Origin of the sequence: Solwaraspora sp. WMMD792 (assembly GCF_029626105.1) — a bacterium.
Taxonomy (GTDB): domain Bacteria; phylum Actinomycetota; class Actinomycetes; order Mycobacteriales; family Micromonosporaceae; genus Micromonospora_E.
In genome coordinates this window covers 5,536,073-5,560,701 of sequence record NZ_JARUBH010000009.1, presented here as the reverse complement: position 1 = coordinate 5,560,701, position 24,629 = coordinate 5,536,073, and the positions used below count along the sequence as shown (strand labels likewise).

General features: G+C 70.3%; 9 protein-coding genes. 7 read left to right on the top strand and 2 right to left on the bottom strand.

The genetic code is table 11. From position 1 onward, the window contains the following. The first annotated feature begins 10 nt into the window (after positions 1-10). The 6 genes from O7629_RS25850 to O7629_RS25825 all read left to right on the top strand — a co-directional run bounded on the left by O7629_RS25850 (position 11) and on the right by O7629_RS25825 (position 21,180). Positions 11-16,189, top strand: a complete 16,179-nt coding sequence (locus O7629_RS25850; protein ID WP_278172400.1) for a toxin glutamine deamidase domain-containing protein — start codon at positions 11-13, stop codon at positions 16,187-16,189. A gap of 24 nt (positions 16,190-16,213) precedes the next feature. Beyond that, a complete protein-coding gene (locus O7629_RS25845) occupies positions 16,214-17,014 on the top strand; it encodes a DUF6406 domain-containing protein (RefSeq protein WP_347403694.1) in 801 nt (266 codons plus the stop codon). Positions 17,015-17,269: 255 nt separating this feature from the next. Continuing rightward, on the top strand, positions 17,270-17,419 hold the full coding sequence (locus O7629_RS25840) for a hypothetical protein (protein ID WP_278172398.1): 150 nt from the start codon (positions 17,270-17,272) through the stop codon (positions 17,417-17,419). Between the two features lie 77 nt (positions 17,420-17,496). Further along, positions 17,497-18,681 (top strand): hypothetical protein, encoded by a 1,185-nt coding sequence (locus O7629_RS25835; protein ID WP_278172397.1) that lies wholly within the window; start codon positions 17,497-17,499, stop codon positions 18,679-18,681. Beyond that, positions 18,678-19,952, top strand: a complete 1,275-nt coding sequence (locus tag O7629_RS25830) for a pitrilysin family protein (protein WP_278172396.1) — start codon at positions 18,678-18,680, stop codon at positions 19,950-19,952. Before O7629_RS25835 ends, O7629_RS25830 begins: the two co-directional genes overlap by 4 nt. A 337-nt stretch (positions 19,953-20,289) precedes the next feature. After that, on the top strand, positions 20,290-21,180 hold the full coding sequence (locus tag O7629_RS25825; protein WP_278172395.1) for a nucleoside-diphosphate kinase: 891 nt from the start codon (positions 20,290-20,292) through the stop codon (positions 21,178-21,180). Positions 21,181-21,194: 14 nt separating this feature from the next. Here O7629_RS25825 and O7629_RS25820 read toward each other — a convergent pair whose 3' ends face one another. Continuing rightward, positions 21,195-22,352 carry a hypothetical protein gene (locus tag O7629_RS25820; protein WP_278172393.1) on the bottom strand — a complete coding sequence of 386 codons (1,158 nt, stop codon included), beginning with the start codon at positions 22,350-22,352 and terminating at the stop codon, positions 21,195-21,197. Then, complete coding sequence (locus O7629_RS25815; protein WP_278172391.1) at positions 22,349-23,368, bottom strand: GNAT family N-acetyltransferase; 1,020 nt, start codon at positions 23,366-23,368, stop codon at positions 22,349-22,351. The genes O7629_RS25820 and O7629_RS25815 overlap by 4 nt, the downstream gene beginning before the upstream one ends. Before the next feature lie 43 nt (positions 23,369-23,411). Between O7629_RS25815 and O7629_RS25810 the strand changes: the two genes are divergently transcribed. Next, positions 23,412-24,626, top strand: coding sequence for a hypothetical protein (locus tag O7629_RS25810; RefSeq protein WP_278172389.1), 1,215 nt, complete (start codon positions 23,412-23,414; stop codon positions 24,624-24,626). The last annotated feature ends 3 nt before the right edge of the window (positions 24,627-24,629 follow it).

Sequence of the window (24,629 nt, the reverse complement as noted above, 5' to 3'; positions counted from 1 at the left end):
GCCAAACGACGTGGCGATCATCAATCCCCGGGAGTGGTTCGGCGAGTACGGGTGGGTCTGGGACGCCATCACCTGGGTGAGCGCCGGCGAGGCGTGGCCGACCGGTGACGAGGACCAGATGCGCGAGCTCGCCGCCGCCTGGCGTGAGCTCGCTGAGGTGGTACGGGTCGCACTGGCCGACGCCGATCCGGCCGCGCTGCGGGTCATCGAAAGCTGGGGCGGCGACGCGGGCGCCGAGTTCGCCAACTTCTGGCAGCAGGTCGGGGTCGGCCCCAACACCGGGCTGCCGGTCCTGCAGAAGGCCGCCGCCGCCTTCGCGAACGGCTGTGACACCGCGGCCACCGAGATCGAGTACGCGAAGCTGACGATCCTCATCGCGGTGGCCATCACGGTGATCGCGGTGTTCGTGGCGTTGCTGATGGCCTGGCTGGGCGGCGTCTCCGCCGGTGCCATCCCCGGCATTCTCGCCGCCGGCCGGCAGGCGGTCACCGTCGCGTTCCGTCGGTTGCTGGCCCAGCTCGGGCGCCGGATGCTCACCCAGGCCGGGATGCGGGCAGCGTTGCAGAGCTCGGCCCGGATCGCCACCACACACATCACTCGCGCCGGCGCCCAGCGGCTCGGCACCCAGCTGGGCATCGAGCTGGCTCAGGAGATCGGCGAAGAGCTGATCATCGACATCGGCGCCCAGGCGTTCCAGGTCGCCCAGGGCAACCGCGACAACTGGGACGGCCGGCGGACCCTCACCGCCGGGGTCGGCGGCGCGTTCGGCGGCATGCTCGGCTTCGGCGGCAACCGGCTGCTGCGTAACACGGTCGCGCCCCGGGTGCCGGTGTCGTTCCGGCCGCCGGCAATGAACTTCCGGGGCGCTGGCATCGTCCGCTGGGGCGGCCGGTCGGTCACCGCCGGCATGCAGAACGCGGTGATCTCCCCGGCGGCCAGCGTTGCCGCGAACCTCGCCGTCAACCAGCAGTGGACCAACCCCGGCTGGCAGGGGGCGCTCGGTGGATTCACCAGCGGTGCCGGTCGGGGCGGTGCCACCATGGCGGCGTCGTCCGCCGGCAGCGCGGCCGCCGGCTGGGCCAACCGGCTGGGTGGTGTCGCGCCGCCGACCGGCGTGCCCGGCACCGTCGACCTGGCCGGCATTGCTCCGTTGACGAGCGTGGACGCCGCCGGGCTCGACCTTGGCGCGCTCGGCGACAGCCAGGCCGGCGGCAGCCCGGCCGGTGACGGCGGGTCCGGTCCCGCGACCGGGTCCGGTTCCGCGACCGGTCCGGCGACCGGGTCCGGCGCCGCTACCGCGACCGGGTCCGACCCGGCCAGCGGTACGGGTACCGCCGTCCCGGCTCCGGTCACGGCTGACCCGACGCCGCAGACCGTACCGGATTCCGGGGCCGGCTCCATCTCGCTGGCCCCGACCACGCAGGACGCCCCGACGACCCAGGCGGCCCCGACGACCCAGGCGGCCCCGACGGTCGTCGACCAACCCGGCATCAAGCCGACTGTTGGTGCCGAGCCTCCACCGGTGGTCACCTCGGGTCAGCCGTCTGTGGTCGGCGTGGGCGACACCGCCACCCCGGCGAACGCGCCGTCGACCAGCACCGCCTCGCCGGACATCACCTCGCCGGACGTCACGGCGTCGGACGGCGTAGGGCCGACTCGGGCGGACGACGGGCCGCCGGTACAGGTCGCCGCCGGTGCTCCGGCCGGGGTCGGTACGTCGGCGCAGGCGGCGGCTCCGGCCGTGACCGCCGCCGGCCCGCAGAGCTCCCCGTCCACACCGGGTTCGACGTCCACACCGGCTGCGTCTTCCATAGCGGCTGCGTCGTCCGCACCGGCTGCGACGTCGCCACCCGGGCCGGTCCAGACCGGAGCCCAGACGACTGCCCAGGCAACAGCGGCGTCGACCGCCGGTGGCAACACCACGGCTGCTCCCCAGAGCTCGTCGACCGGCACCACCTCGGCACCGGTCCGGCCACCGGCACCGGTTGCCGGACCTGCCGCCAGACCCTCCGCCGGGTCGGTCAGCTTCGGGCCGGCTGTCGCCGCACCGGCCGTACCGGCCGCACCGGCCGCACCGGCCGTACCGGCCGTACCGGCCGCACCGGCCGTACCGGCTCAGCCCGGCCAGTCGGTCGGCACCCCGACCGGGACCACCACCACGGGGCCGGCGTCGGCCGCGACCAGCCCGACCACGACGACCAGCCCGACGCCGCCGGTACTGCCACCGATCGGTCCACCGGCGTCCGCGCCGCCGCCGGCCGCGACCACCGGCGGGCCGGACCAGCCGTCCGGCCCGGCGCCCCGGCAACCATCCTCCGGCACCACCGTCGACCCGCAGACCCTGCAGCGGTCGGCCGGCCCTACCGGCACCGGTACGCACAGTTGGCAGCTGGACCCGGTCCAGTTCGACGGCGATCCGAACAGCACGGACGCCGACCAGGCGCTCATCGACGCGTCCCGGGCCCTGGTCGACGCCGTTACGGGTGCGGTGACCCGGCACCAGCAGCAGGCCACTCCCGGCGAACAGATCTCGATGGGTAAACGGCCGGGCGTGGTCGGCGCGTTGATGACCCGCAGCGGGCAGCTCACCACACACAGCAGCATGACCGCCGACCAGAGCACCGACCCGGCCACCCAGCCGACGCCGCACCCGCTGGTCGAGACAGTGCTCGCCGAGGTCGCTCAGCAGGTCAGCCGGGTCGGCAGCGGGCACGGGCGGTGCGCCGAGGTCGCCCTGGTGTCTGATGTGGTCTATCAGTTGGAACGGCAGTGGCAGGATGCCGGCCGGATCGGCGATTTCGACGCATACGCCCGATCGGAGCTGGCCGGGGCGCGGATCGTCACCCACCAGTTCCGCCGCGCCCAGGACGTCGACGTGGTGTACGAACGCGGCGACTACCGACCACCCTGCCGGTCGTGCGGGCCGATGTTGGAAATACTCGGCGTCACCCCGGTGGTGGACACCGAACGGATGCCCGGCCCGGCCGTACCGCCGGATTCCGGGGCGCTGGGTGACGGCCGGGCGCTGCCGGAGACCAGACCGACCGGCGACAGGCAGGGTCTGGTGCCGCCGGACCCCGCCGACCAGCAGGCGTTGACCGACGAGGTGCCGGTCGGGCCGGACGGCCGCCCGGCCCGACACCCCGACCCGCGCGGTGGTCGCTGGCCGGAGCTGGTCAACGATGGCGGCCCGGCCAACCCCGGTCGCGGCACCAACTGCGCCGACGTCGGCCTGTCCGTCCTCGCCACCTGGTACGGCGACCCACAGGTCGCGGCGGCGACCGGTGCGTCGGTGACCGCCGAGCCGGACAGCACCCGGCGTCAGGAACAGTGGCTGGGCGCGTCCTTCGCGCCTGCCGGCCGCGGGCCGGCCGGCTTGGACGTGGTCGCCGACCAGCTGCGGCGTGCCGGCCCCGGATCCGCCGCACTGATCATCACCAGCTGGACCGCTGCGGCCGGCGGCGGCGCACACACCTGGAACGCCGTCAACCACGACGGACAGATCATCTGGATTGACGCGCAGAGCCGGCAGGTCTCCGACACCGCGCCGATCTACGGCAGCGAGGTCGACGGGGTCTGGTCGATCGTCCTCGACGCCGACGGCAATCCGATGCCGGCCGACGGCCCGCAGACGACTGCGGTGTCGACGACCGGGGCGACCAGTGAAGCGGCGTACCTGGATGCGTTGACCGAACCCGACCGGGCCACGCTGCTCGCCGAGCTGGCCGCCGCCCAGGTCGATGCCGACACGATCCTTGCCGAACTGGGGGCGATCGGCGACCGGCTCAACAACGACCTTGGCCTGGCTGGCACCGACGCGCTGACCCCGCTGGGCAGCGAGTACCGGGTCAAAGGGGCCGAGTCGCTGGCCCGCAAGTTCAGCACCGACTTCGAGCCGAAGGGCTATTCCCTCCCGGAGGCGCTCGCCGAGATCAACGACGTGGTGCGGTTCTCCGTACGGGCACCGGAGACCGACGCGTACGGGCCGGCGGTCGCGGGAGTGCTCGACGCGCTGACCGCCAGCGGCCACCAGGTGACCGACGTCAAAAGCTTCTGGCACACCGGTAACCGGTTCTTCGGGCTGAACTGCACCCTCGTCACGCCCACCGGCCGGACATACGAGGTGCAGTTCCCCACCGCCACCAGCTGGGCGATCGGCAAGCAGACCCACGGCCCGTACGAAGTGATGCGTGACCCGGCGCGGACCCCGGCCGACCGGATGCACGCCTTCCTCGACATCCTCGCCGTCAACAAGGCGCACGACATCGCCGGCCGGATGCCGGGTGGCATGCCGGTGCTGACCGAGCGGTACGGCCCCCCGAAGGACACCAGCTTCGCCAAGTGGATCGGCAAGCAGGACCAGGCCGGCCTGCGGCAGGACTACGTCGACTGGCTGGCCGCCGACCCGAGTCGCAGCTTCCGGCAGGAGTTGGCTGCGCGAGGATTGGACCCATCCGACCTGCCCGGATTCGATCCCGATGCGATAGGAAGCACAGATGCCGACCCTGACCTTCCGCTACCACCTGCTGTATCGGACGGACGACCAGACCCAGCCGCCGGTCAACGTGATAGCGGTGGCGGCCGGCACCGGGCCGACCCAGGCGGTGATCTGGGACCGTCCGACGTCGAGGTGGGGCTTCCGACCGGACGTGGCGGCGTCGATCCTGTACGCCGACCCGGAGCGCCACAGCGTACGGGCAGCGGACCGGGCGACGGCGGAGTCGGTGACGCACCACTTCACGACGGTCCCGTTGCCGAGCGAGCCGGAGCTGACCCGGATCTGCCAGGAGGCCAGCCGATAACTAGCGGCCCTGCTGCGGATACGACGAGCTATCTCGATCGGCTGTCCGACGCCGAGCGGCAGGGGCTGGAGCATGGCGTGGCGGCTGCGGGGGAGAGCGCGCAGGCGATCCAGGCAACGCTGGACGACGTCCTCGTCGGGCTACGAATGATGGGTGACCTGACCGGTGTGCAGGAACTCAGGCTGCTCGGGACCGAGTATCGGGTCAAGGATCCGGAGTCGCTGGCCAGAAAGTTCGTGACAGAGCACCGCCCTGTTGGCGATGACATACCAGCCGCGCTCGCCGTGATCAACGACGTCGTCCGCTTCTCCGTGCAGAGCCCCGCTGGGCCCGCCTACGGTACCGCGGTCGACCGTGTCCTCAGCGGCCTTGAGTCGGCTCATCATCAAGTGGTGACCGGCAAGGTCTTCTGGCATCTCGGCAACAGATTCTACGGCCTCAACGTCACTCTTCGATCATCTGAGGGTCAGCTGTACGAGATTCAGTTTCCGACCGAGGCGAGCTGGCGAGTCGGAAAAGCGACTCACGGATTGTATGAGGTGCTGCGGGACAGGGACTCTCATTCGGCTGATCGCGTCAACGCTTTCCTCGACATTCTCGCGCTGAACAAGGCGGCCGGACTGGCCGACGGGCTACCCGGTGGCCTCGATGTTCTGGCAGACCGGTTCGGGCCGGCGCAGTTCAATGGACTTGCGGCGTGGCTAGGCAAGCTCGACTCAGGTACGGCTCCGGACAACACTGTTCGGCAGGGCTATGGCGAGTGGCTCACTACAACTCAACAGACTCTCGTCGACGTGCTTACGGCTCGGGGACTTGATTACACTGACGTGCCCGGATTCGGGCTGGACCGGAGAGGTGATGTGGGTGGCGGACTTGGAGTTCCAGTACTTCCTGCTGTACCACCCGACACGTCCGTCGGACCACCCGGCGAACGTGATCGCCCTAGCGAACCATCCGGGCCCGACGATGGCGGTGACCTGGGATCGACAGACCGCCAAGTGGAGTTGCCAGCCGGACGTCGCGATAGCAGTGCTGTTCGTGAACCAGGAGCGCAACAACTTTCGAGGAGTGGACCGGGCGACGGCGGAGTCGGTGACGCATCACTTCACGACGGTCCCGTTGCCGAGCGAAACGGAGTTGACCCGGATCTGCCAGGAGGCCAGCGGGACCTGACGGCTTCTCTCGTCGCAAGCGACCCTTCGTCCGATTCAGTCGGGAATTTAGAGCCGATCCCCTACCTGGACAGCCTTTCGGCTAGCGACCGGGAGCTCCTGGCCACGGCTCTGCTTGCTGCTCGCCAAGACGCCGATATCGTACTCGCAGACCTTGTTGAGGCGGCTGCCGAGGCCGGCGCGGAGATTGGACTCGTCGGGCCGGAGATGCTTACGCCAGTAGGTCTCGAGAATCGGGTAAAGCATGCTGAGTCATTGGCGCGGAAGTTCAAGGTAGAATTTGAGCCTATCGGGCTTGATCTACAAGGGGCGCTCGGCAAGGTCGGTGATCTAGTTCGATTTTCGCTCCTGGCGCCAGAGCGACATTATGGCTCGGCGGTCAATGAGACGTTGGATGGCCTGGTTGGTCGGGGATATGAGGTTCAACAGGTCAAGTCCTATTGGAGTCCGGGGAACAGGTTCTATGGGCTGAACACTGTTCTTGTATCTCCCAGTGGTCGCGTATTCGAGATCCAGTTTCCGACGAAGCGAAGCTGGCTAGTTGGTAAGCAAACCCACGGTTGGTACGAGGTCGTCCGAGATCCTTTTCGGTCATCCGAGAGCAGGGTTGAAGCGTTTCTAAATATTTTAATAATGAACAAATCGACTGGGCTGTCGTCGCAACTTCCGGTCGGCCTGGAACTGATTTCTCAAACTTACGGAAATTCGATCCAAAATGGATTTGCAAAATGGATAAGTGATTCTAGGCGGCGCAACGTTGCCAGTGATTTCGCGATATGGTTGAATGAGCAAGGAATCACGTTTTCGGAGTTTGCTGGCCGTCTCGGTCTCGATCAGGTGGACTTCGTGGGACTTGCCGATCAGATAGCGCAAGGGAGGGTCTCGGCTGACTATGACATTCATCTACTATCTGATGTACCCGCCAGGGGAGCTGGATGGGACTCCGGCGAACGTGCTCGCGCTGGCTCAGGAGCGCGGACCGGTGCAGGCCGTGATCTGGGATCGCCCGACGCAGAGGTGGAACTTCCGTCCGGACGTAGCAGCGGCGTTTCTCTATTCGACGCCGGACCTGGAGCAGACCAGGCTCGTCGATCGGGTGATGGCGGAGTCGGTGACGCATCACTTCACGGCGGTGCCGTTGCCGAGCGAGGCGGAGTTGACCCGGATCTGCCAGGAGGCCAACCCGACCTGACCGACACCCGGCCGGTGTCCGGTCAGGGCCGCGATACCGGGTCAACGAGCCTGGCGTCGGCGAATGCCGCAGGTGAGTCGATGACGTCGCCGGAGCAGGGAGGGGTAGTCGATGACCGAGGACGAGGCCAGAGCACTGATCAGCAGACTGTTGGGCAGCAGGAACCCGATCGAGATGTATCCGTTCGAGTTCGGCTGGCTGGTCCGGGAGGAGTTGTCGACCCAGGAACGGCAAGCCGGGATGCACATCGGTCAGGGGAGCTTCATCGTGGACCTGACGGGCGTGGTGACCGCCCAGCCGAGCCTGCCGGCGACGGTGGTGGTCGAGGAGTACGCGGCGGAGCGTCGGCAGGGCCGGATCTCGGGTCGGCAGGTGTGGCCGGAGCCGGGCCCGCCACCGGAGTAGCCGACCGGGCCGTACCCGTGGCGGGCGGCGATGCGCCGCTGGCCGGCTCGCGGCCGGTTGGTCCGTTGAATTTGGCGCCGTTGGAGGATGTGGGTTTTCAGGCTGATCTTGAGGCGGTGTTGTGGTCGGGTGGTGGGTTTGTGGTGGGTGCGGATCCGTCGTCGCATCCGTTTGGTGGGTTGGTGAATGATGGTGGTCCGGGGCGGTCGGGTCGGGGCAACAATTGTATGGATTGTTCGTTGGCGGGGTTGTCGACGTTTCTGGGTCGGCCGATGGTGTCGCTACCACGCTGGCCGGACATCCTGCCGGACGGCGCCGTCGACCGGCAGACCGGCGAGGCGGCTGGTGTCGACCGCGCCGAGGAGTGGTTGGGCGGGGAGTGGGTCGGTCCGCCGGCTGACATGCCCGGTGTGCCGCAGAAGCGGGCGGTGGCGGTCGCCCGGCAGTACGCGCAGTTGCAGGATCGGGTGGCGGCGGCCGGGCCGGGTAGTGCCGCCCTGGTTGTCGCCGACTGGCTCAGTGTGGACGAGCGTACCGGTCAGGTGCAGGTCGACGCCGACGGCAACGCCCTGGCCGACGGCTCGCACGCCTTCCTGATCGTCTACCCGTACGGTGCCGACAGGCCGGTGTGGTGGGATCCGCAGGACGGCCAGACGTGGCCGGTGCCGCCGACACACATCGTCGCCGCCACCCACGCGTTGTGGTCGATGGACGCGCCGGCAGCAGGTGGAGGGACCAACAGTGACTCGGGACGAAGCGCAGGAGCTGATCCAGCGGCTGGTCGGGACGCCGAACCGGATGGCTCTGCACGAGTTCGAGTTCGGCTGGCTGGCGCAGGAGATCCTGAGTCCGCAGGAACGCGGCACGGGGATGCGGGTCGGCCTGGGGAGCTACATCATCGACCGGGACGGGACGGTGACGGTGCACGGCAGTCTGCCGGTACCGGTGACGATCGGCCGGTACGCGGCGGAGCGTCGGGAGGGGCGGATCTCGGGTCGGCAGGTGTGGCCGGAGACGGACTCGCCGGAAACGGAGTAGCTGACGGAGGCGCCGGAGTAACTGACGGAACCCCCGGTGCAGTCGCCGACGCCGATGGATTGTCGGGTCCGCGTCCGGTTGGTCCGTTGAATTTGGCGCCGTTGGAGGATGTGGGTTTTCAGGCTGATCTTGAGGCGGTGTTGTGGTCGGGTGGTGGGTTTGTGGTGGGTGCGGATCCGTCGTCGCATCCGTTTGGTGGGTTGGTGAATGATGGTGGTCCGGGGCGGTCGGGTCGGGGCAACAATTGTATGGATTGTTCGTTGGCGGGGTTGTCGACGTTTCTGGGCCGGCCGATGGTGTCGTTGCCGCGCTGGCCGGACCGGGCGGGCGACGGGACGATCGACCGGGTCACGGGTGAGGCCGACGGGATCAGCCGGGCCGAGGAGTGGTTGGGCGGGGAGTGGGTCGGTCCGCCGGTGGACATGCCGGGGGCACCGGCGGACCGGGTGGCGGTGGTCGCCGAGCAGTACGCGCAGTTGCAGCAGCGGGTGGCGGCGGCCGGCCCAGGTAGTGCAGCCCTGGTCGTCGCCGATTGGCTGAGCTTCGACCAGGACACCGGACGGCTGCACCTGGACGCCGACGGAAACGCGCAGGCGGCGGGCTCGCACGCGTTCCTGATCGTCTACCCGTACGGGGCCGACGGGCCGGTGTGGTGGGATCCGCAGTACGGCGGAACCGCGACGCAGCCGCCCGCCGAGTACCTGGCGGCGACGCACACGTTGTGGTCGATGGACCCGCCGACGGCACGGGGAGGGATCGGAAGTGACTCGGGACGACGCGCAGGAGCTGATCCAGCGGCTGGTCGGGACGCCGAACCGGATAGCGCTGCACGAGTTCGAGTTCGGCTGGGTGGCGAGGGAGATCCTCTCGGAGACGGAACGCACCCAGGGGCTGGGTCTGGGCCAGGGGAACTGGGTGATAGACCACGACGGGACGGTGACGGCCCACCGGAGCATGCCGCCGTCGATCATCATGCAGGAGTACGCGGCGGCCCGCCGGGCGGGCCGGACGACCGGCCGCCAGGTGTGGCCGCTGACGGACGAGCCGGAGCCGAACCACTAGCCACTGCCGGGCCGGACGGGTCGCTCAGCGCCGTGCCGGACGGGTCGCTCAGCACCGTGCCGGACGGACTGGTCAGCGCCGCCGCCGGGACGACCTTCGGCGGTGCGCTGCACGACGCCGACCCGGTCGCGGTCGCTGCGGCAGTACGCGACGCGCTCGACACTGGACTGCTGCCGGCCGGTGCGGTCGCCGACCCGGACGCCGGCACGGTCACCCTCGACACCTCGGCCGGGCCGGTGACCGTCACCCTAGCCGTGACCTCGCTGCCGCCCGGTACGACGATGGCACCCGTCGCCACAATCGCGACGCACGCCGACGGGGCGACCGTACGGGTGTCCGACCGGGCCTCCGCCGACCATGTCCGGCGGGCGGTCGCCGCCGCACTGGCCGAAGTTGACGCCATCGCGCAGGAGCGGGCCGACGGGCTGCGTACCGATGCGACGACCGCGCTCGCCGAAGGGTCCCGGCCCGAAGGTGACGGGCAGCGTCACCTGACCGCGCGGGACATCGGCCGGCTGGCCGAGCTGCGTACCGTCGCCGACCAGTTGGCGCAGGCGGGCACCGGCCGGCACGCCGACCCTGCCCAGGTGGCCCAGTTGCACGCCGAAGCGGTCGGCCTGCTGATCAGCAGTGGGCTGTTGGAGCCGTACCCGGGGCACCGGGTGCACAGCCTGGTGCCGAACGTGCCGGTGGTCGGGTCGGCCGCCACCGACGCCCGGTTCGCTGCCGTCCGTACCCAGTTGGGGCCGGCCTTCGCGGATCTCGCCGGGCTGCTCGCGGCCGCCCGCGACCGACCCGGCCTGGCCGACGAGATCCGGGTCGTGCAGGCCGACGTACGGGCGGCGGCCCGGCAGTGGGCCGCGCAGGCGACCGCCGCCCGCGACCAGGCGGACCTGGCGTTGACCGACCGGGTCGACGCCGCACTCGACGCCGACCCGCAGCACGTCTTCGACCGGCTGGTCATCGGCGGCGGCTGGGCCGCCATGGCCGACTTCGCCACCCTCGACGCGCCGCCGGACACCGGCGACGGCCTGCCGCCGGTGCTGGCCGTGTCGCAGGGCCACGACCCATGGGCCGACCGGCAGCAGCTGCTGATGGGGCAGGTCCCCACCGAGTTGGAGATCCCCGGTCTGCCGTTCCAGCCGGTGGACTTCGCCGACGAAGGCACCCAGTTTGCCCTCGCCAGCGACTTCGCGGCAGCGGTCGGCGCGGCCCGCGCGTACACCGGGATGCCCAGCTACCAGGGCACCGCGACCGCGATCCTGCCCCGCCCGAACAGCGCCGACGACGCCGCTGGGTGGCCGGCCGACGCCAACTACCGGGTCACGGTCGGCGAGCGGAGTTTCTACGCGACCACCGTGGACATCGCCGCCGGTCCCGGTCCGGCGCGGGTGCCGGCCGCGCCGGCGTCGACAACCGGCCGGTACGTCGACCCGGCGACCGGCTACCAGGTCGACCGGTCCGGCCCGGTGCCGGTGTTCCGGGACCCGACCGGGGCGGCCGTCGACCCGGCGACGCTGCCCACCCCGGTCCGTACCGTGCTCGGCGGCACCGACACCATCCGCGCCGACCTGCCGCTGCTGGCTGACACCGCCGGCCGGCTCACCGATCCGGTGCTGGTCGATCCGGACAGCGGGTACGCCGTCGACGCCGGGACCGGACAGGTGCACGCGCCGGACGGCTCCCCGGCCGACCCGGCGGCGCTGCCTGTCGACGTCGCGCAGCGGCTCGGCTTCGACGCCGATGGCCGGTTCACCGCTCCCCAGTCGGCACGTCCCCGGGTCGACTTCGGTGGGCAGAACCTCGCCGACGCGTACCAGCCGGGGGACCGGGTGCTGGTGTTCGGTGCAGGTGCCTCCGGCGCCTGGGACATCGAGCAGGCCGCCGCGTCACCGGCGGCCACCATCGACTGGTCGGCCCGCGCGGTCGGACTGCCGCCGGCGGACCGCACCGGTGACCCGGCCCGGGATGCCGAGCTGCAATTTCAGCGCAGCTTTTCCGGCGGCTACAACCGCCGCAACACGTTGCCCGACGTCGGCGCGTACGACGTGGCCGCCACCGACAGCCGGATCAGCCAGTCGCTGCGCGAGATCGTCTCCACCCGGCACACAGTGGACGGCACGTTCCTGGTCGAGTTCAGCGACGGCACCCGGCAGGAGTACGACCGGGTCGTCCTCTCCATCGGCCAGGCCCCCGAATACCCGGGCGGGGTCGCCGCCCTCGCCTGCGCGCTGCGCCTGCGTCCACTGCACGGGCCACCGGCCCTCGACCGGTCGACACCGGACGTCATCGGGCTGACCGATCGGTCCGGGCAGTTGCGGATCCTCGGGGCGGCGGCGGTGGCGCGGCAACTCGGGCCCTCGCTCGGCCGGTTCAGCGACTACCTGCAGGACCGGTTGTCGGATCAGGCGGCGGCGCTGCCCGACGACTCACGCAACATTCCGCCAAGTATCCGGTTCCATGCCCAACGGATCGCCGAGGCCAACCGGAGCTCGGCACCGCCCCCGTCACACCTCCCCGAAGTCGACGAATCCCCCCCGCCAGGCGATGGCGGGGTCGAGCCAGGGCAGCGGCCCGTGCATGGTGGTGATCCGCTCGGCGATCTCCGGGACGTAGACGTCGATCGGATCCTGCCCGCCGACGGCGTCGAAGCCGGCACCGTAGGGAACGAGTTTGGCGCGGTTGCGCGCGAAGGAGACAAATCGCAGGTCGGGCAGGACTCGGGGGGCGAGTTCGGCGAACAGGTCGGCACCGACCGGGGTAATACCGCAGTTGACCAGCCCCAGCCAGCGGAGCCGCCGCAGGTGCGGCGAGGCCAGCAGGGTGCGCAGCCCGTCGTCGCCGATCGGGTTGTTGTCGAGTCCGAGGCTGGTGAGCCGGGCCAGCATGGGGCTCGCGGCGATCTCACCGACCAGGTCCGGACTGACGTCGGTGAGCAGGACGTGGCGGACCGGAACCCGGCGGTAGATGCCCGGGCCCCGGTCGAGGAAGTCGGCACCGGGCAACTCGATCAGCTCGGCGAAGCCACGGCGTACCCCGCAATCGTCGACGAGCCCGGCGATCCCCGCGCAGAGCCGCGGCTCGAGCGTGACGGCGAGTCCATGCATTCGCCGGGACAGCTCGGGCGCGATCGGGGTACCGGCGATCTTGGCCCGGTCGTACTCGATCTGCAGTCGGATGAGCTCGGCATGGTCGGGGTCGGTGGGTTCGATGGCGTCGGCGTAGCGCAGCCGCAGGTCCATGTCGTCGGGGTCGGCGAGGATGGCGGCGTACAAGGCGTCGCTGACGGCTCGCCGGCCGTCGCTGGCGTCGGACATGACCGCAGCGTAGCGACGCCACCAGCGTTACTGCCGCTACCGGGCACTCGGCTGATTGGTCCGCAGGGACTCTCTCCGCTGGAAGACCCTCGCTACCAGTCAGAACTGGAGCACAGCCTCACTGCGCCTGACGGCTACCAGGTCGGCTCGGATCCGGCCGTCCACCCGTACGGGAGGCTGATCAATGACGGCGGGCCGTCGCAGCCAGGTCGGGGTAACAACTGCCTGGATGCATCCCTGGCCGCGCTGGCCAGCTTCTACGGCCAGCCGCAGGTTGCGCTGCCGCGCTGGCCGGACCCGCTTCCGGACGGTCGAACGGACTGGGCGAGTGGGGAGGCGAACGGCATCGATCGGGCAGAAGCCTGGTTGGGCGGCCAGTGGGCATCTCAGCCAGCTGATATGCCTGGTACACCTGCGGAACGGGCCGAGAGGGTCGGCCGGCAGTACGAAGAACTGCATGATCAGCTGACAGTTGGTGGGCCGGGGTCAGCAGCCCTGGTGGTAGCGGAATGGCTCAAGCTGGACCGACTGACCGGACAACCGGCCGTCGACAAAGACGGAAACGTCGTCATGCACGATGCGCATGCATTCGTGGTGGTTCACCCGGCGGATGCCGATGGGCCCATATGGTGGGACCCGCAGCAGGGGACGGTGTGGACCGAGCCGCCGCCGGAGTACGTCGAGATGACTCACACTCTATGGTCGATGACAGTACCCTCAGGGGAGGTGCCGCGCGATGACGGAGGACGAAGCGCAGCAACTGATCGAACGGCTGGTCGGGACGGCGAATCCGATCGAGCTGCATCCGTTCGAGTTCGGCTGGCTGGCGAAGGAGACACCGTCGACCGAACAGCGGGCGACGGGGGCGCACGTCGGGATGGGCTGCTACATCATCGACCAGTCGGGGACGGTGACGGTGCACAGCAGCCTGCCGATACCGGTGGTCATGAAGCAGTACGCGGCGGCGAGGCGGCAGGGCCGGATCAGCGGGCACCAGATCTGGCCGCGAGTCGGGACGGTGGACCAGCCGATCCCCGGCTGACCCGGATCCGGGCGCTGGCGGCCCGCTACACCGCCGCCGACCCACCGACCCGGCTGGCGCTGCGCGCCGAGATCGGCGTACTCGTCGACCAGCTCGGCTTGACCGGCGGCACCCCGCAGGCGTACGCGCGGTGGGCGCAGCTGCCGCCCGACCTGGCGAACCTGCTGCTGCGGCTCACCTCACCGGCGCTCGCCCCGGAGACCGTACTGGCGGTGCTCGGCGCGGACCCGGCCACGCTGACCGAGCCGCAACGCGCCCAGCAGCGCGACTACCGGGCCCGGCTGGTCCACAACGGGTACGTTCCGTACGCGCCGCAGCTCACCGAGCAGTTGCACCGGCTCGCCGTTGACGCCGAGCAGGGCCAACGGAGCCTGCCGACGCTGCCGGCCTCCGCCGGTCAGGTGATCGGGCTGCGCGCCGATCAGCTCGCCCAACTGCAGGCCGTCGATCCGGAGCTGGCCGCGCGGATCGCCCGAGACGGGGTGTACGTCGACCTGACCGGCCAGGTCGACATCGGCCCGTACGTGTTGGCGAACGCGCCGCATGTCGACGTTGGCGGCGTACACCCGGGTTTCGACCTGGCGACCGACGCCGGCCGGCGGGCGCTGCTGGCCGAGGACGTCCGCCGGGCATACGCGACGATCACCGCGACGTACGGGTCGAGCCCGGCGATCACCCAGCTGCTCGGCAGCCACAGCTTCCACTACCTGGCGCAGACCCGCACCATGGTGCTGGTCTCGGACGCTCTGACCCGGGCGATCCTCAACCTGGCGCCGAGCGCGCCGGTCGAGCAAGCGCCGGAAGCAGCACCGCTCGCCGTCGGCCCGACCGAGATCCACGTGTACGCCGACCACCTCACCCTGCCGGAGCCGGATCCCGGGGAGGTGGCACCGGAGTACGGCCGTCCGGTGGATCCGAACTCGGGTGCCGCAGCGCCCCTGTGGAATGGGCTGCCCAGGCGGGAGCAGGTCGCGCAGGGAGCTCTCGGTGACTGCGGCATGCTCGCCTCGATCGGCGCGGTCGCCGGGCACAGCCCGCAGACGATCGGTAATTTGTTCCGTCCCAACCCGGACGGCACGGTCGACGTCCTGCTGCACGAAAGCAGCCTCCCTGGCGACCGGACCACTCCGACCGGCCGACGACTGCGGATCACGGTGACTCCGGACGTCCCGGTGCACGCCATCATGCCGGGGCAGGCCGCCTACGCCGACCAGGCGCAGGTCGGATCGGCATGGGCGAGCATGCTCGAGAAGGCGCTGGCGGCGGTCGACCGGACCTGGACCGAGTCCCGGCAGGTCGCCTGGCAGCAGCAGTGGCAGAGCTGGCAGGGCTGGTCAGACCAGAACCAGGCCGCGCCGCGCGGTTACGCCCGGATGAACCCGGGCAGCACTTCCGATCTGTGGGCGGAGGTGCTGACCCAGCTCACCGGCGAGCCGGCCCGCGCCGACCGGTTTCCCACGCACCCGGGCAGCGAGCCTACGGTCGAGGCGACGCTGGCCCAGTTGTTGGCGCGGCGGATTCCGGTGATCGTCAGCACCATGCCACCGGACCGCTATCAGCATCTGCCGAATGGAGCGCCGCCGTACGGACTGCACGCGGGACACGCGTACGAGGTGGTGGCGGCACGGGACGGGCACATCTGGCTGCGCAATCCCTGGAATCATGGCCATCCGCACCCGATCCCGGTGCGGGCATTTCTCGACCTGATGAGTAGGGACTACGCGCACCTGGATCGCGCGCCGGTGGTGCCGCCGCTCCCACCGGTGCCGCCCGTCGCGAAGCAGACCAGCCGGGCAGGCGGGTCGACGGCGGAAGTTCGCGTCGGCGCGTCGGCGGGCGTGGCGACAAACGCGCTGACCGCTGCCGGGCCGGGCCGGACGGTGACTGAGCGGGGCGGCGCCTACTTCGTCTACTACGCGGACCGGGGCACCGCCGGTGAGCTGGCCCAGTTGCTGGCCGTCGAGGTGGGACCGGACGGGCCGCGCTCGATAGCCTGGGACAACGGTTCTGCTGCGCCCGGCGCCGGCACGGTTTCGGCACCGGCCCACGCAGGGGGTCGCTGGCCGGTGAACCGGGCGGAGGCGGAGCAGGTGGCCCGCAGCGAGTTGGGCTTCGAGTTGCCGGACGAGCCGACGCTGCATGGAATGCTCGGTGGCTGAGTTCTCGACGGGAAGGACAGGATTGTGCCTTCGTACCCTGATGTGCTGGTGGTCCGGAACAACACACAGATGAATATGGGTGCGTTCAGCCTCGGTGCTGCGGGGGCGAACCCGGGCCGGCCGGTGACCGCGCAGGTGGTGGTGGCCCTTCCCGGGTCTGCCGATTCGACGACGCACCTGTTGCGGCTGGGTGAGACCTTCCCGATCGGCGCGGACACCTGGTACTTCGCTGGGGCGCATTTCGAGAACGCTGGTCGGTGGCGGGTCACGGTGCGGCGGCTGGCGCCGGGCGCGGCACCGCCGGTGGTGGACGAGTCGACGGCGGTGACGGGGTGGCGGCCGGCGCAGCGGCAGCCGTTCGGCCCGCTCGATGAGGGTCAGTTGCAGGCACTGGAGCAGGCGTTGGGGCGCCCGCTGCCCTGGGCTTACCGGGACTGGCTGTCTCAGACGAACGGTATGCAGCCGGTGGAGCCGCAGTGGGTGCCGGGTGCGCCGTTCACGCTGCTCCCGGGGCGTCCGCTGCTGGGTGTGCACCCGGAGTATCCGTCGTTCGACCTGCTGACCGCGGAGCGGGAGTGGCGGGTCGGGAAGTTGCCGACGGACTTCGTTGTCATCGCGGTCCCGATGGAGGGTCTGCTGCTGCTTCGGCTGAAGGAACCCCGCCCGGGCAGCGTCGGCTTCCTGCCGAAGGACCTGCTGGCCGGCCCGGGTACGGCGGATGCGATCGCCTGGCGGGAGCGACAGGTGATCACTACCAGCATGGGCTGGTCGTTCGGCGACTTCCTTGGCCGGCTCACCCCGCTCGACGCGCCAGGCGTAGCGTGAAGATCACTTGACGAAAATTCGGGCTGGCGTCGGCGTGTCGCCCGAATTCTCATCAACTGATCTTGAGGACTCCGTCCTAGGTGGCGGTGATTGGTCGGTTTTGGGTGACTCCCAGCTTTTATCCGGCATTCACTAGTTTGGTGCTGATCGATTCCCTATCCCTGGCTGGCGATTGAGATCTATGCATTGACTGCGTGTGGCGAGATCCGTACGATCAGCTGAATACGCCACCACTTTTCCTAGCAAGGGGATGAAGTGAAGAATTCCACTAGCGTCAGGAAAGACACGGTTGTCGCGCCCACGCTGCTCACTCCGAGCCGGGTCGAGAAGATGCTCGCGCGTCGCCAGGCGGTCCAGGTGGTCAAGTTCCGTACCACCTGCACGGACTGCCTGCCCAACTACTAGCGCACCGCCGTCGGGCGCTCGGCGTCGCCGCGCGGTGCGAACGCCGGCGTCGCCGAGCCCGCGAGGAGCACCGTGCCGTGACCTTCCAATTGTCGGCGGACGATGTCCTTAGTGCGTTGAGCGTCTGTTGCGGTGAGCAGCTCGAGGATCCGGCCGAGGCGGTCGCGGCACTGCGCCAAGGACAGCCGTCCCTGACCGCCACCCTGTACTCCGCGTGGGCTGCGGATGGCGTCACCCTCGACCCGGGGATTGCCTACGATCTCGAGTTGGCCACCTCGCGGGTCACGTTCTACCGCACCGTGGCGGCCGAGCTCGCCGCACGCGTCAGCGATTTGACCCCGATCAAAGGGCTGGAGGTAGCCGACCGCTACCCGGCTGGTCTTGGTCGCACCATGAACGATCTCGACTACGTCGCCGGCACCGAAGCCGCTCTGTGGCGAGCGGCAGGTCTGCTCATCGACGATGGCTGGGACCTGCACACCGGCACGTTCGCCTGTTTCGGCGATCGTCTCCACATGATGGTGAGTCTGCGACGTCCGCACGAATCCCGCTTCGTCCTGCCGTACGGGGTGGAGATCGCCACCTGGTGGTCGCTGGGTGACCTGGCCGGTGTGCCACCGCTGACCGCCATGCCGCAACCGTGGCGGGCACCGGCGGTGAAGAACACCCTGATGCTCCTGTTCGAGCGCTTCGAGCAACGCTTCCGGGCCCGGGATCTGATCGACGCCAGCCTCCTGGTGGCCTCGGCCTCCGAGGACGAGCTGATCACACTCACCCGGGCACTGACCGCACTCGGGTTGTGGCCGGAGTACGCCGAACTCGCCGCGCTCGTCGCGCGGACAAGCCTTCCGCCGCTGCCACCACCACCTCGACGAAACCAGTTGGACACCCGCGCCCGTCGGGTGATCCGCAGTGCTGCCGTGCTGCGCCGTCCCCTCACCGGCATGGCTCGCCACCTGCAGCGTCGCAACATCAAAGGTGCCTCCGCCCGGATCGAACAGCGGTCCTGGGCGGCGGCCGCCGAGCGGCTCTCCGCCGGTGCGTCCGTCCGGGCCGGGGTGCTGGCCTTCGGCCTGCCACTGGACGGTGCCCCGCGAGGTGACGCCCCCACCGCCACACTGCACGAGCGCGATCGGCTGGCCTGGGTGGACACTCCGGTCGGCAGGTTCCTGTTGACGATCGGCGACGAGGTCGACGAAGACACCGTGGCGGAACTGTCCGGCCCGGTGCCCAGTCCGGCGACCACCGGAGCGAACCCGTGACCGCCGCCGCCGAGATCGTCGGGCGGGCGTTGGACGACGACATCCGGGTGCTGACCCGTCACCGGCCGGGTGCCGAGATCACCACCGTGTCGGTGTGGATCCTCGCCGGATCCCGCGACGAAACCTCACCTGGCACCGCCCACCTGTTCGAACACCTGGTCATGCAGGCGGTGCCGCCCGGCCGGAAGATGCGGGTCATCGACGAAATCGAGTCGTACGGTGGCGAGGGCAACGCGACCACCGCCCGCGACTACGTCGTCCTGTACGCGCGGGTACCGACAGCGGACGCGCTGGCCGTACTGGACCTGCTCGCCGAGGCCGCGACAGCCACCGAGTTCGACCCGGTCCTCGTCGAGGCCGAACGTCGGGTGGTCATCGAGGAGCTGCGCCTGGCTGAAGCCGACCCCACAGACATCGTCCACGACGTGTTCTTCGCCGCCGTGTACGGCGACCACCCGATGGGCCGGCCGGTCGGCGGCAGCCCCGCCGACGCGCTCCGGCTCACCGCCGCCGAGGTCACCGCCTGGTCCCGCCGCCACGTCCGGGCCGGACGAGTCGCCGTCGTGGTCACCGGCGGCGTCACCCCCGCCGCCGTGACCGCTGCGATGGCGCGAAGCGCCCTCGCCGGCCTGTCCATAACGCACCAGAGCGCCCGCGCCGACCGGCCCGCGGCCGAGCCGTCCCCGCTCCCCAGCCCGTTGCCGGCAATGGCTCCCGGCGTACGGTCCCGGCGGCTGGATCATCCGCTGCCCGGCGACACCGCGGCCGTGGTGCTCGGCGGACCCGCGTTTTCGTTGGCCGACCCGCGGCTCGCCGCCGCCGAGGTGGTGATGGAACTGTTCGCCGGGGGCAACACGTCCGTCCTCGTCGAGCAACTGCGTACCAATCTGGGGCTGTCCTACGACATCTGGGGCGACCTCAGCGGTTACCACGACACCGGCGTCTGGCGGATCGCGATCACCACCGCCGTCGAGCACCGTGACGAGGTGGCCCGGCTCGCCGCCGACCTCGTACGGTCAGCGGTGGCGGACGGCTGGAGCGACGCCCGCGTGGCTGTGGCCCGACGACGCGCTGCCGGGCTGGTCCGACTCGATGCCGAGACTTCCCTCGACGAGACTCTCCTGCTGGGCCGGCACGCTCTGCTGGGCGGCAGCGTCGACTGGTCGGTGGCCGAATACGCCGACCGGATCGCGGCTGCCACCCCACAGCAGGTCCACGACGCCGCCGTGTCCATGGCGGACCAACTGGTGGTGGCGACCGCTGGCGGGTAAAAGCCCGCAGCGGCCCACCCGGCAGACCACCTACCGATTGAAGGGAGGGAAAGGGTGAACCGGAACATGAAGTTCGGCCGCAGGCCGCGGGTGAAGAAGAAGACGACCACCCGCAAGTGACCATCCCTTGCCGGCCGCACACCCGCTCGCTGATCCGCCAACCGACGGATCACCCGGCGCTCACCCGGGAAGGAGGCCAGGATGAACCGCCAAGCTGTCCACACACGGCGCCCGGTCGTGAAAAAGAAGAAGCGGTGACCTGAAACAGACGACGGGTGCGGCAACCGGCAGGTCCGGGGCCGCACCCGGCACCACACCGCCGCGAAGGAGCCTCCGCGTGAGTGAAGCAGTCGACTGGGAGCGTACGGTCTTCATGCTGCTCGCCCCCGATGCCCTCGCCCGCCACCTCGGCGGGCAGATCGTGGACCGGGTGGTCGCCCAGGGGTTCCAACCGGTGGCGTGGCGGGTGCTGTGGCACCGGCCGGCCAACCTGGACGCGTTCCACGAACGCAACATCACCCAGGTGTGGAAGGCGTACCTCTACCGTCTCGTCGACCAGCTCTTCGACTTCGGCCCGACGGTGGCGCTTCTGGTCCGCGACGTCCGGCCCGATCCGCGACACCCCAGCCATGCACGGCTGCGCCTGGCCAAAGGGGCGAGCGACCCCGCTGACGCGAGCGCTGGCACGATCCGTGCCGACCTCGGCTCCATCAACGTCATGCTGGCCCTGATGCACAGCTCCGACACCCCTGCCGACTCCCAGCGGGAGAGCGCGGTCTTCACCGACGGCGGGTTCGACGGCGGAGCCGGCGACGGGCCCGGGGGGTACGACGGCGGCGACCCGGCCGACCTGCGTACCCTGCTCGATCTGCTCAGCCGGAGCGCTCCCGCCGAGCGCCGGGGATATCCGCAGGTCCTGGCCGGTCTGCGCGCCCGGGTCCTCGCCCTGGCCTGGCCGGAGCTGTCCGATTCCGCCCGCCGCAGCGCGGCCGACCTGCTGGCTGGTGACCTCAGCGGTCTCGCCGCCGCCGGAGCCGGCGAGAAGGCCGCCGGGCTGCTGGCCGGCGGGCATCCACTCGCGCCGATCCTGGCCGCCGAGTTCACCCCCGACCGGCCAGGACCCGACCCGGCCCGGGTGCAGGACCTCCTCGCGGTCCACGGCGCCCGGCTCGACCCGTGGGAACGCCTGGTGCTCGCCACCTCACGGCGGTTTGCGCCGCGCCGGTGACGCCGACGCCGGGATCAGGACGTTCGCTGTCCAGGGATCAGGGCGGTCGCCGATGCGGCGGCCCGCGCCGTGGCCATCAGCTCAGGATCGGTCGAGTGCAGCCAGGCCGTCAGCGGCGTACCGACGCATCCCCGGTCCTGTTTGGCCCGCGCCGCGCCCTGTCCGTAGCCGATCCGGCGGGCGCCCTGTGCCGAGGCGATGGGGACCGCCGCGTAGAACGCCGTGCCGAAGTACGCGAACCGCGACCGGCGGTCGGTGTAGTCGTAGCCGAGGGCCAGGCACTGCCACTCGTCACCGAACGGCGCGAACAGCGCGAACCCGACGACGGCGTCCCCGGCGTCGGCGAGGACCACCTGGGCGCGGCCGTCGGCGACGTCGTGCAGCAGCGACTCCAGCCGGCCGCGCTCGGCCACCTCGTCACAGCCGCCCCGGTACTTGCTGACCAACTGGCCGCGTAGCCGGGCCAGCGCCGGCACGACCGGGGGGATCGCATCGGCGGGCAGATGACGCAGCCGTACGCCGTTGGCGGTGAGCCGGGCCAGCTCACGCCCTGCTTCCGCTGCCCGTTTGCGGGGCAGCGACGCCAGATAGGCGTCGAACCCGCCGCTGGGTACCGGAAGCTCCCAGGTCAGTGACAGTGGCATCGCCACGAACCCGGCTGCGGACAGGGCACCGGTCAGGGCTGTCGCCTCCGGCCTGGTGTAGAGGAACGCCACCGTCGCGATGCCGGCGTCCGCGGCCCAGTCCAGGATGCCGTCGACGGCGACCGCGAGCGCGGCCGGGCTGGTCGCCGCCGGCCCGACGGGAAGGCATTCGTAGCCGGGCAGCATCACCAGCAGGTTCGGTGTCCAGCGGGACGGCTCGGGTGCGGCCCGCCTCGACAACTCGGCTCGCGCGGCCCGTGACGCGTCGGTCAGCGGCAGCGCGGGAGCCTCACTGACCAGGACGTGGTGCAGGTCGAACACTTCACCGGGGCGGGGGACGGGCTGCACGGTGGCGTGCAGGGCCAGGCATGCCGCGCCGCCCTGTTCGACGACGAAGGTGAGCGTACGCCCGCCGAGCCGGCCCGCCATCGCGCGCAGCCAGCCCGGTGTGGTCAGCATCGGCCCGCCGGCGGCCAGCCGCTCCCACTGCGGGGCGATGCCCGGATGCACGCGCAGCCGGTAGCTCACAGTCGCATCACGTAGGCGTCGAGCCGGCGGGCGGTCAGCCCGTGCCGACGCTTGAACACGTCGTTGCTGCGCCCGCCCTCCAGGATCGGGCGGCCCAGCCGCAGCGCCAGCCGGACCGACTCGGTGAACAGCGCCGCGTACGGGCTGGCGTTGCCGTCGACACGGTATTCGACACCGCAGGTCCAGGTGTGGAAGCGGCACTGGTCGGTCAGGCACACCCCGGCCGCGACCAGCGTGCCCCGTTGGCGGATGCGGAGCACGTGCGCGGCCGGGCCGAGGGCGGTGACGAACCGGGTGAACGTCTCGGTTGGGTAGAAACCGGCGTTGCCGAAGCGGGCGGCGGTCCGGTCGCACAGCTCGGCGATCTCGACCAGGTCCGCACCGTCCGGTGTGGTCACATCGCAGACGAAACCGGCGTCCGCCGCCCGGCGCTCGTTGCGGCGCAGGTTGGCCCGGGGCCGGGGAGCCAGTCGGGCAAGGTAGTCCTCGTACGAGGTGAGGCCGGTCAGGTCGGTGGAGTAGCGGTCCACCAGGTGCCGCCCGGTCAGCCCGGCGGCGGTGAGCGCGGTCGCCGTCGGGCCTGACGAGTCCACATTGACCAACCCGTACCAGCGGGCCCCCCAGTCGTCGGCGAGCCGGCGCAGGGTGTCCAGCAGTTCGGTGACCACGTCGGTGCGGGTGACCGCGCCGAGCAGTTGGGTGTCGTAGCAGTGCCAGACGTGGCTGAGCAGCGCGCTGTCCCGCTCGATACCGGGATGCAGGCGGCGGAGCCCGCCGATCGGGTCGGCGAACCGGTGCAGCGCGACCGGCAGGACGGCCACGGGCCGTCCCGCCGGTTCCCGTGCCACCAGGTATCCGAGCCGCTCCAGCGGCGCGAGCGGCGCATCGTGGTACGCCGACAGGTAGCCGTCCTGATAGAAGACCGGTGTGTCACCGTTGCCGGCGACCGCATCCCACCCGGCCCGTGACGCCGCCCGGGGGTCGTCGTAGTGCTCGACGACGATGGAGCGGATCATCATCGCACTGTACCGGACACCGGCGGGCATCTATGGTTGCACAATGGCGTCAGTCTATTACCACACGAAGGTCGGCACGACCGAGGAATTGGCTGCGACGGCGGGGCAGCCTCTGGTCGACGTGTTACGCCGCAACGGCATCCCGGTCAACTCCGTGTTGAGCTGGCGCGATGGGCAGGTGGTGTCGGAGGACACCACGGTTGTCGGCGCCGACGACATCATCGAAGTCCGGCAGGTCCGGCATTACGATCTGAATGTGATGCGCCGCCCGAAACGGCAGGTCTACGGTGTACCCAACCCGGTTTACACCAAGAGCATCGTTTTCGACGACAAGGGCGCCATCGAGGTCCGGGGCGAGCAGTTCGACGCTCCCGCCTTCATCCAGTACGTCGAAGAAGCGTTCGTCGACAGTGTCCTGTCCCGGGAGGTGATGCGCGACGGCGACCACGTGATCGTCGGGCTGTCCGGCGGGCGGGACAGCGTCGCCTACCTGACCCTGCTGGAGCGGACCAGGGACCGGCTGCCGCCACTGAACATGACGGCCGTGACCATCACCGGCCTGCCCGACTGGGAGGAGCCGGCGACGTTCGCGGCCGCCCGTGCCTCCGGCGAACGGCTCGGAATCGAGCAGGTCATCGTCACCGCGGCTGACGTGGAGCGGGTGTTCCGGCTACGCGGCACGTTCGTCGACTCGATGAACGAGATCGTCAGCGACGAGGGCAGCCACCTGACGATGGTCATCGGCCACCAGGTGCTGCGGCGGATGCTGGAGGAGGAGGCACACGCGCGTGGCGCCGGGGTGGTGGCGTTCGGCTTCAACGCCGACGACCTGCTGGCCAGCATGGTCACCTGGATGACCAGCGGATTCCGGATGGGTGGCATCCCGACCCGGCAGATCGGCGGCCTGCGGTACATCTTCCCGCTGTACCGGATCACCAAGAAGGAACTGACGCTCTACCTGGAGCTGGTCGCGCCGGAACTGAACCGACAGGGCACCCCGGGGCGGTTCACCACCGGGCCCGACGAGCGGTCCCTGGCGTACGGAATGACCGACCATCTGCTCGACCTGTGGCCGGGCATCGACTACTACATGTTCTCCGCGTTCGAGAACATGCAGCGCTACATGTTCCCCTTCATGGAGGCGACCTGCCGCGTCTGCGGCGGGGTCTACCTGCAGCAGGAAGGTGTCGCCAACGCACCGGACCTCTGCGACGTCTGCGACTTCTTCGCCCGTCGCGAACTCACCACCGTGTCCTGACCA

Excerpts from the sequence above, each read along its gene's own strand:
- O7629_RS25815 (WP_278172391.1), bottom strand. The coding sequence starts at position 23,368 with ATGATCCGCTCCATCGTCGTCGAGCACTACGACGACCCCCGGGCGGCG.
- O7629_RS25810 (WP_278172389.1), top strand. The coding sequence starts at position 23,412 with ATGGCGTCAGTCTATTACCACACGAAGGTCGGCACGACCGAGGAATTG.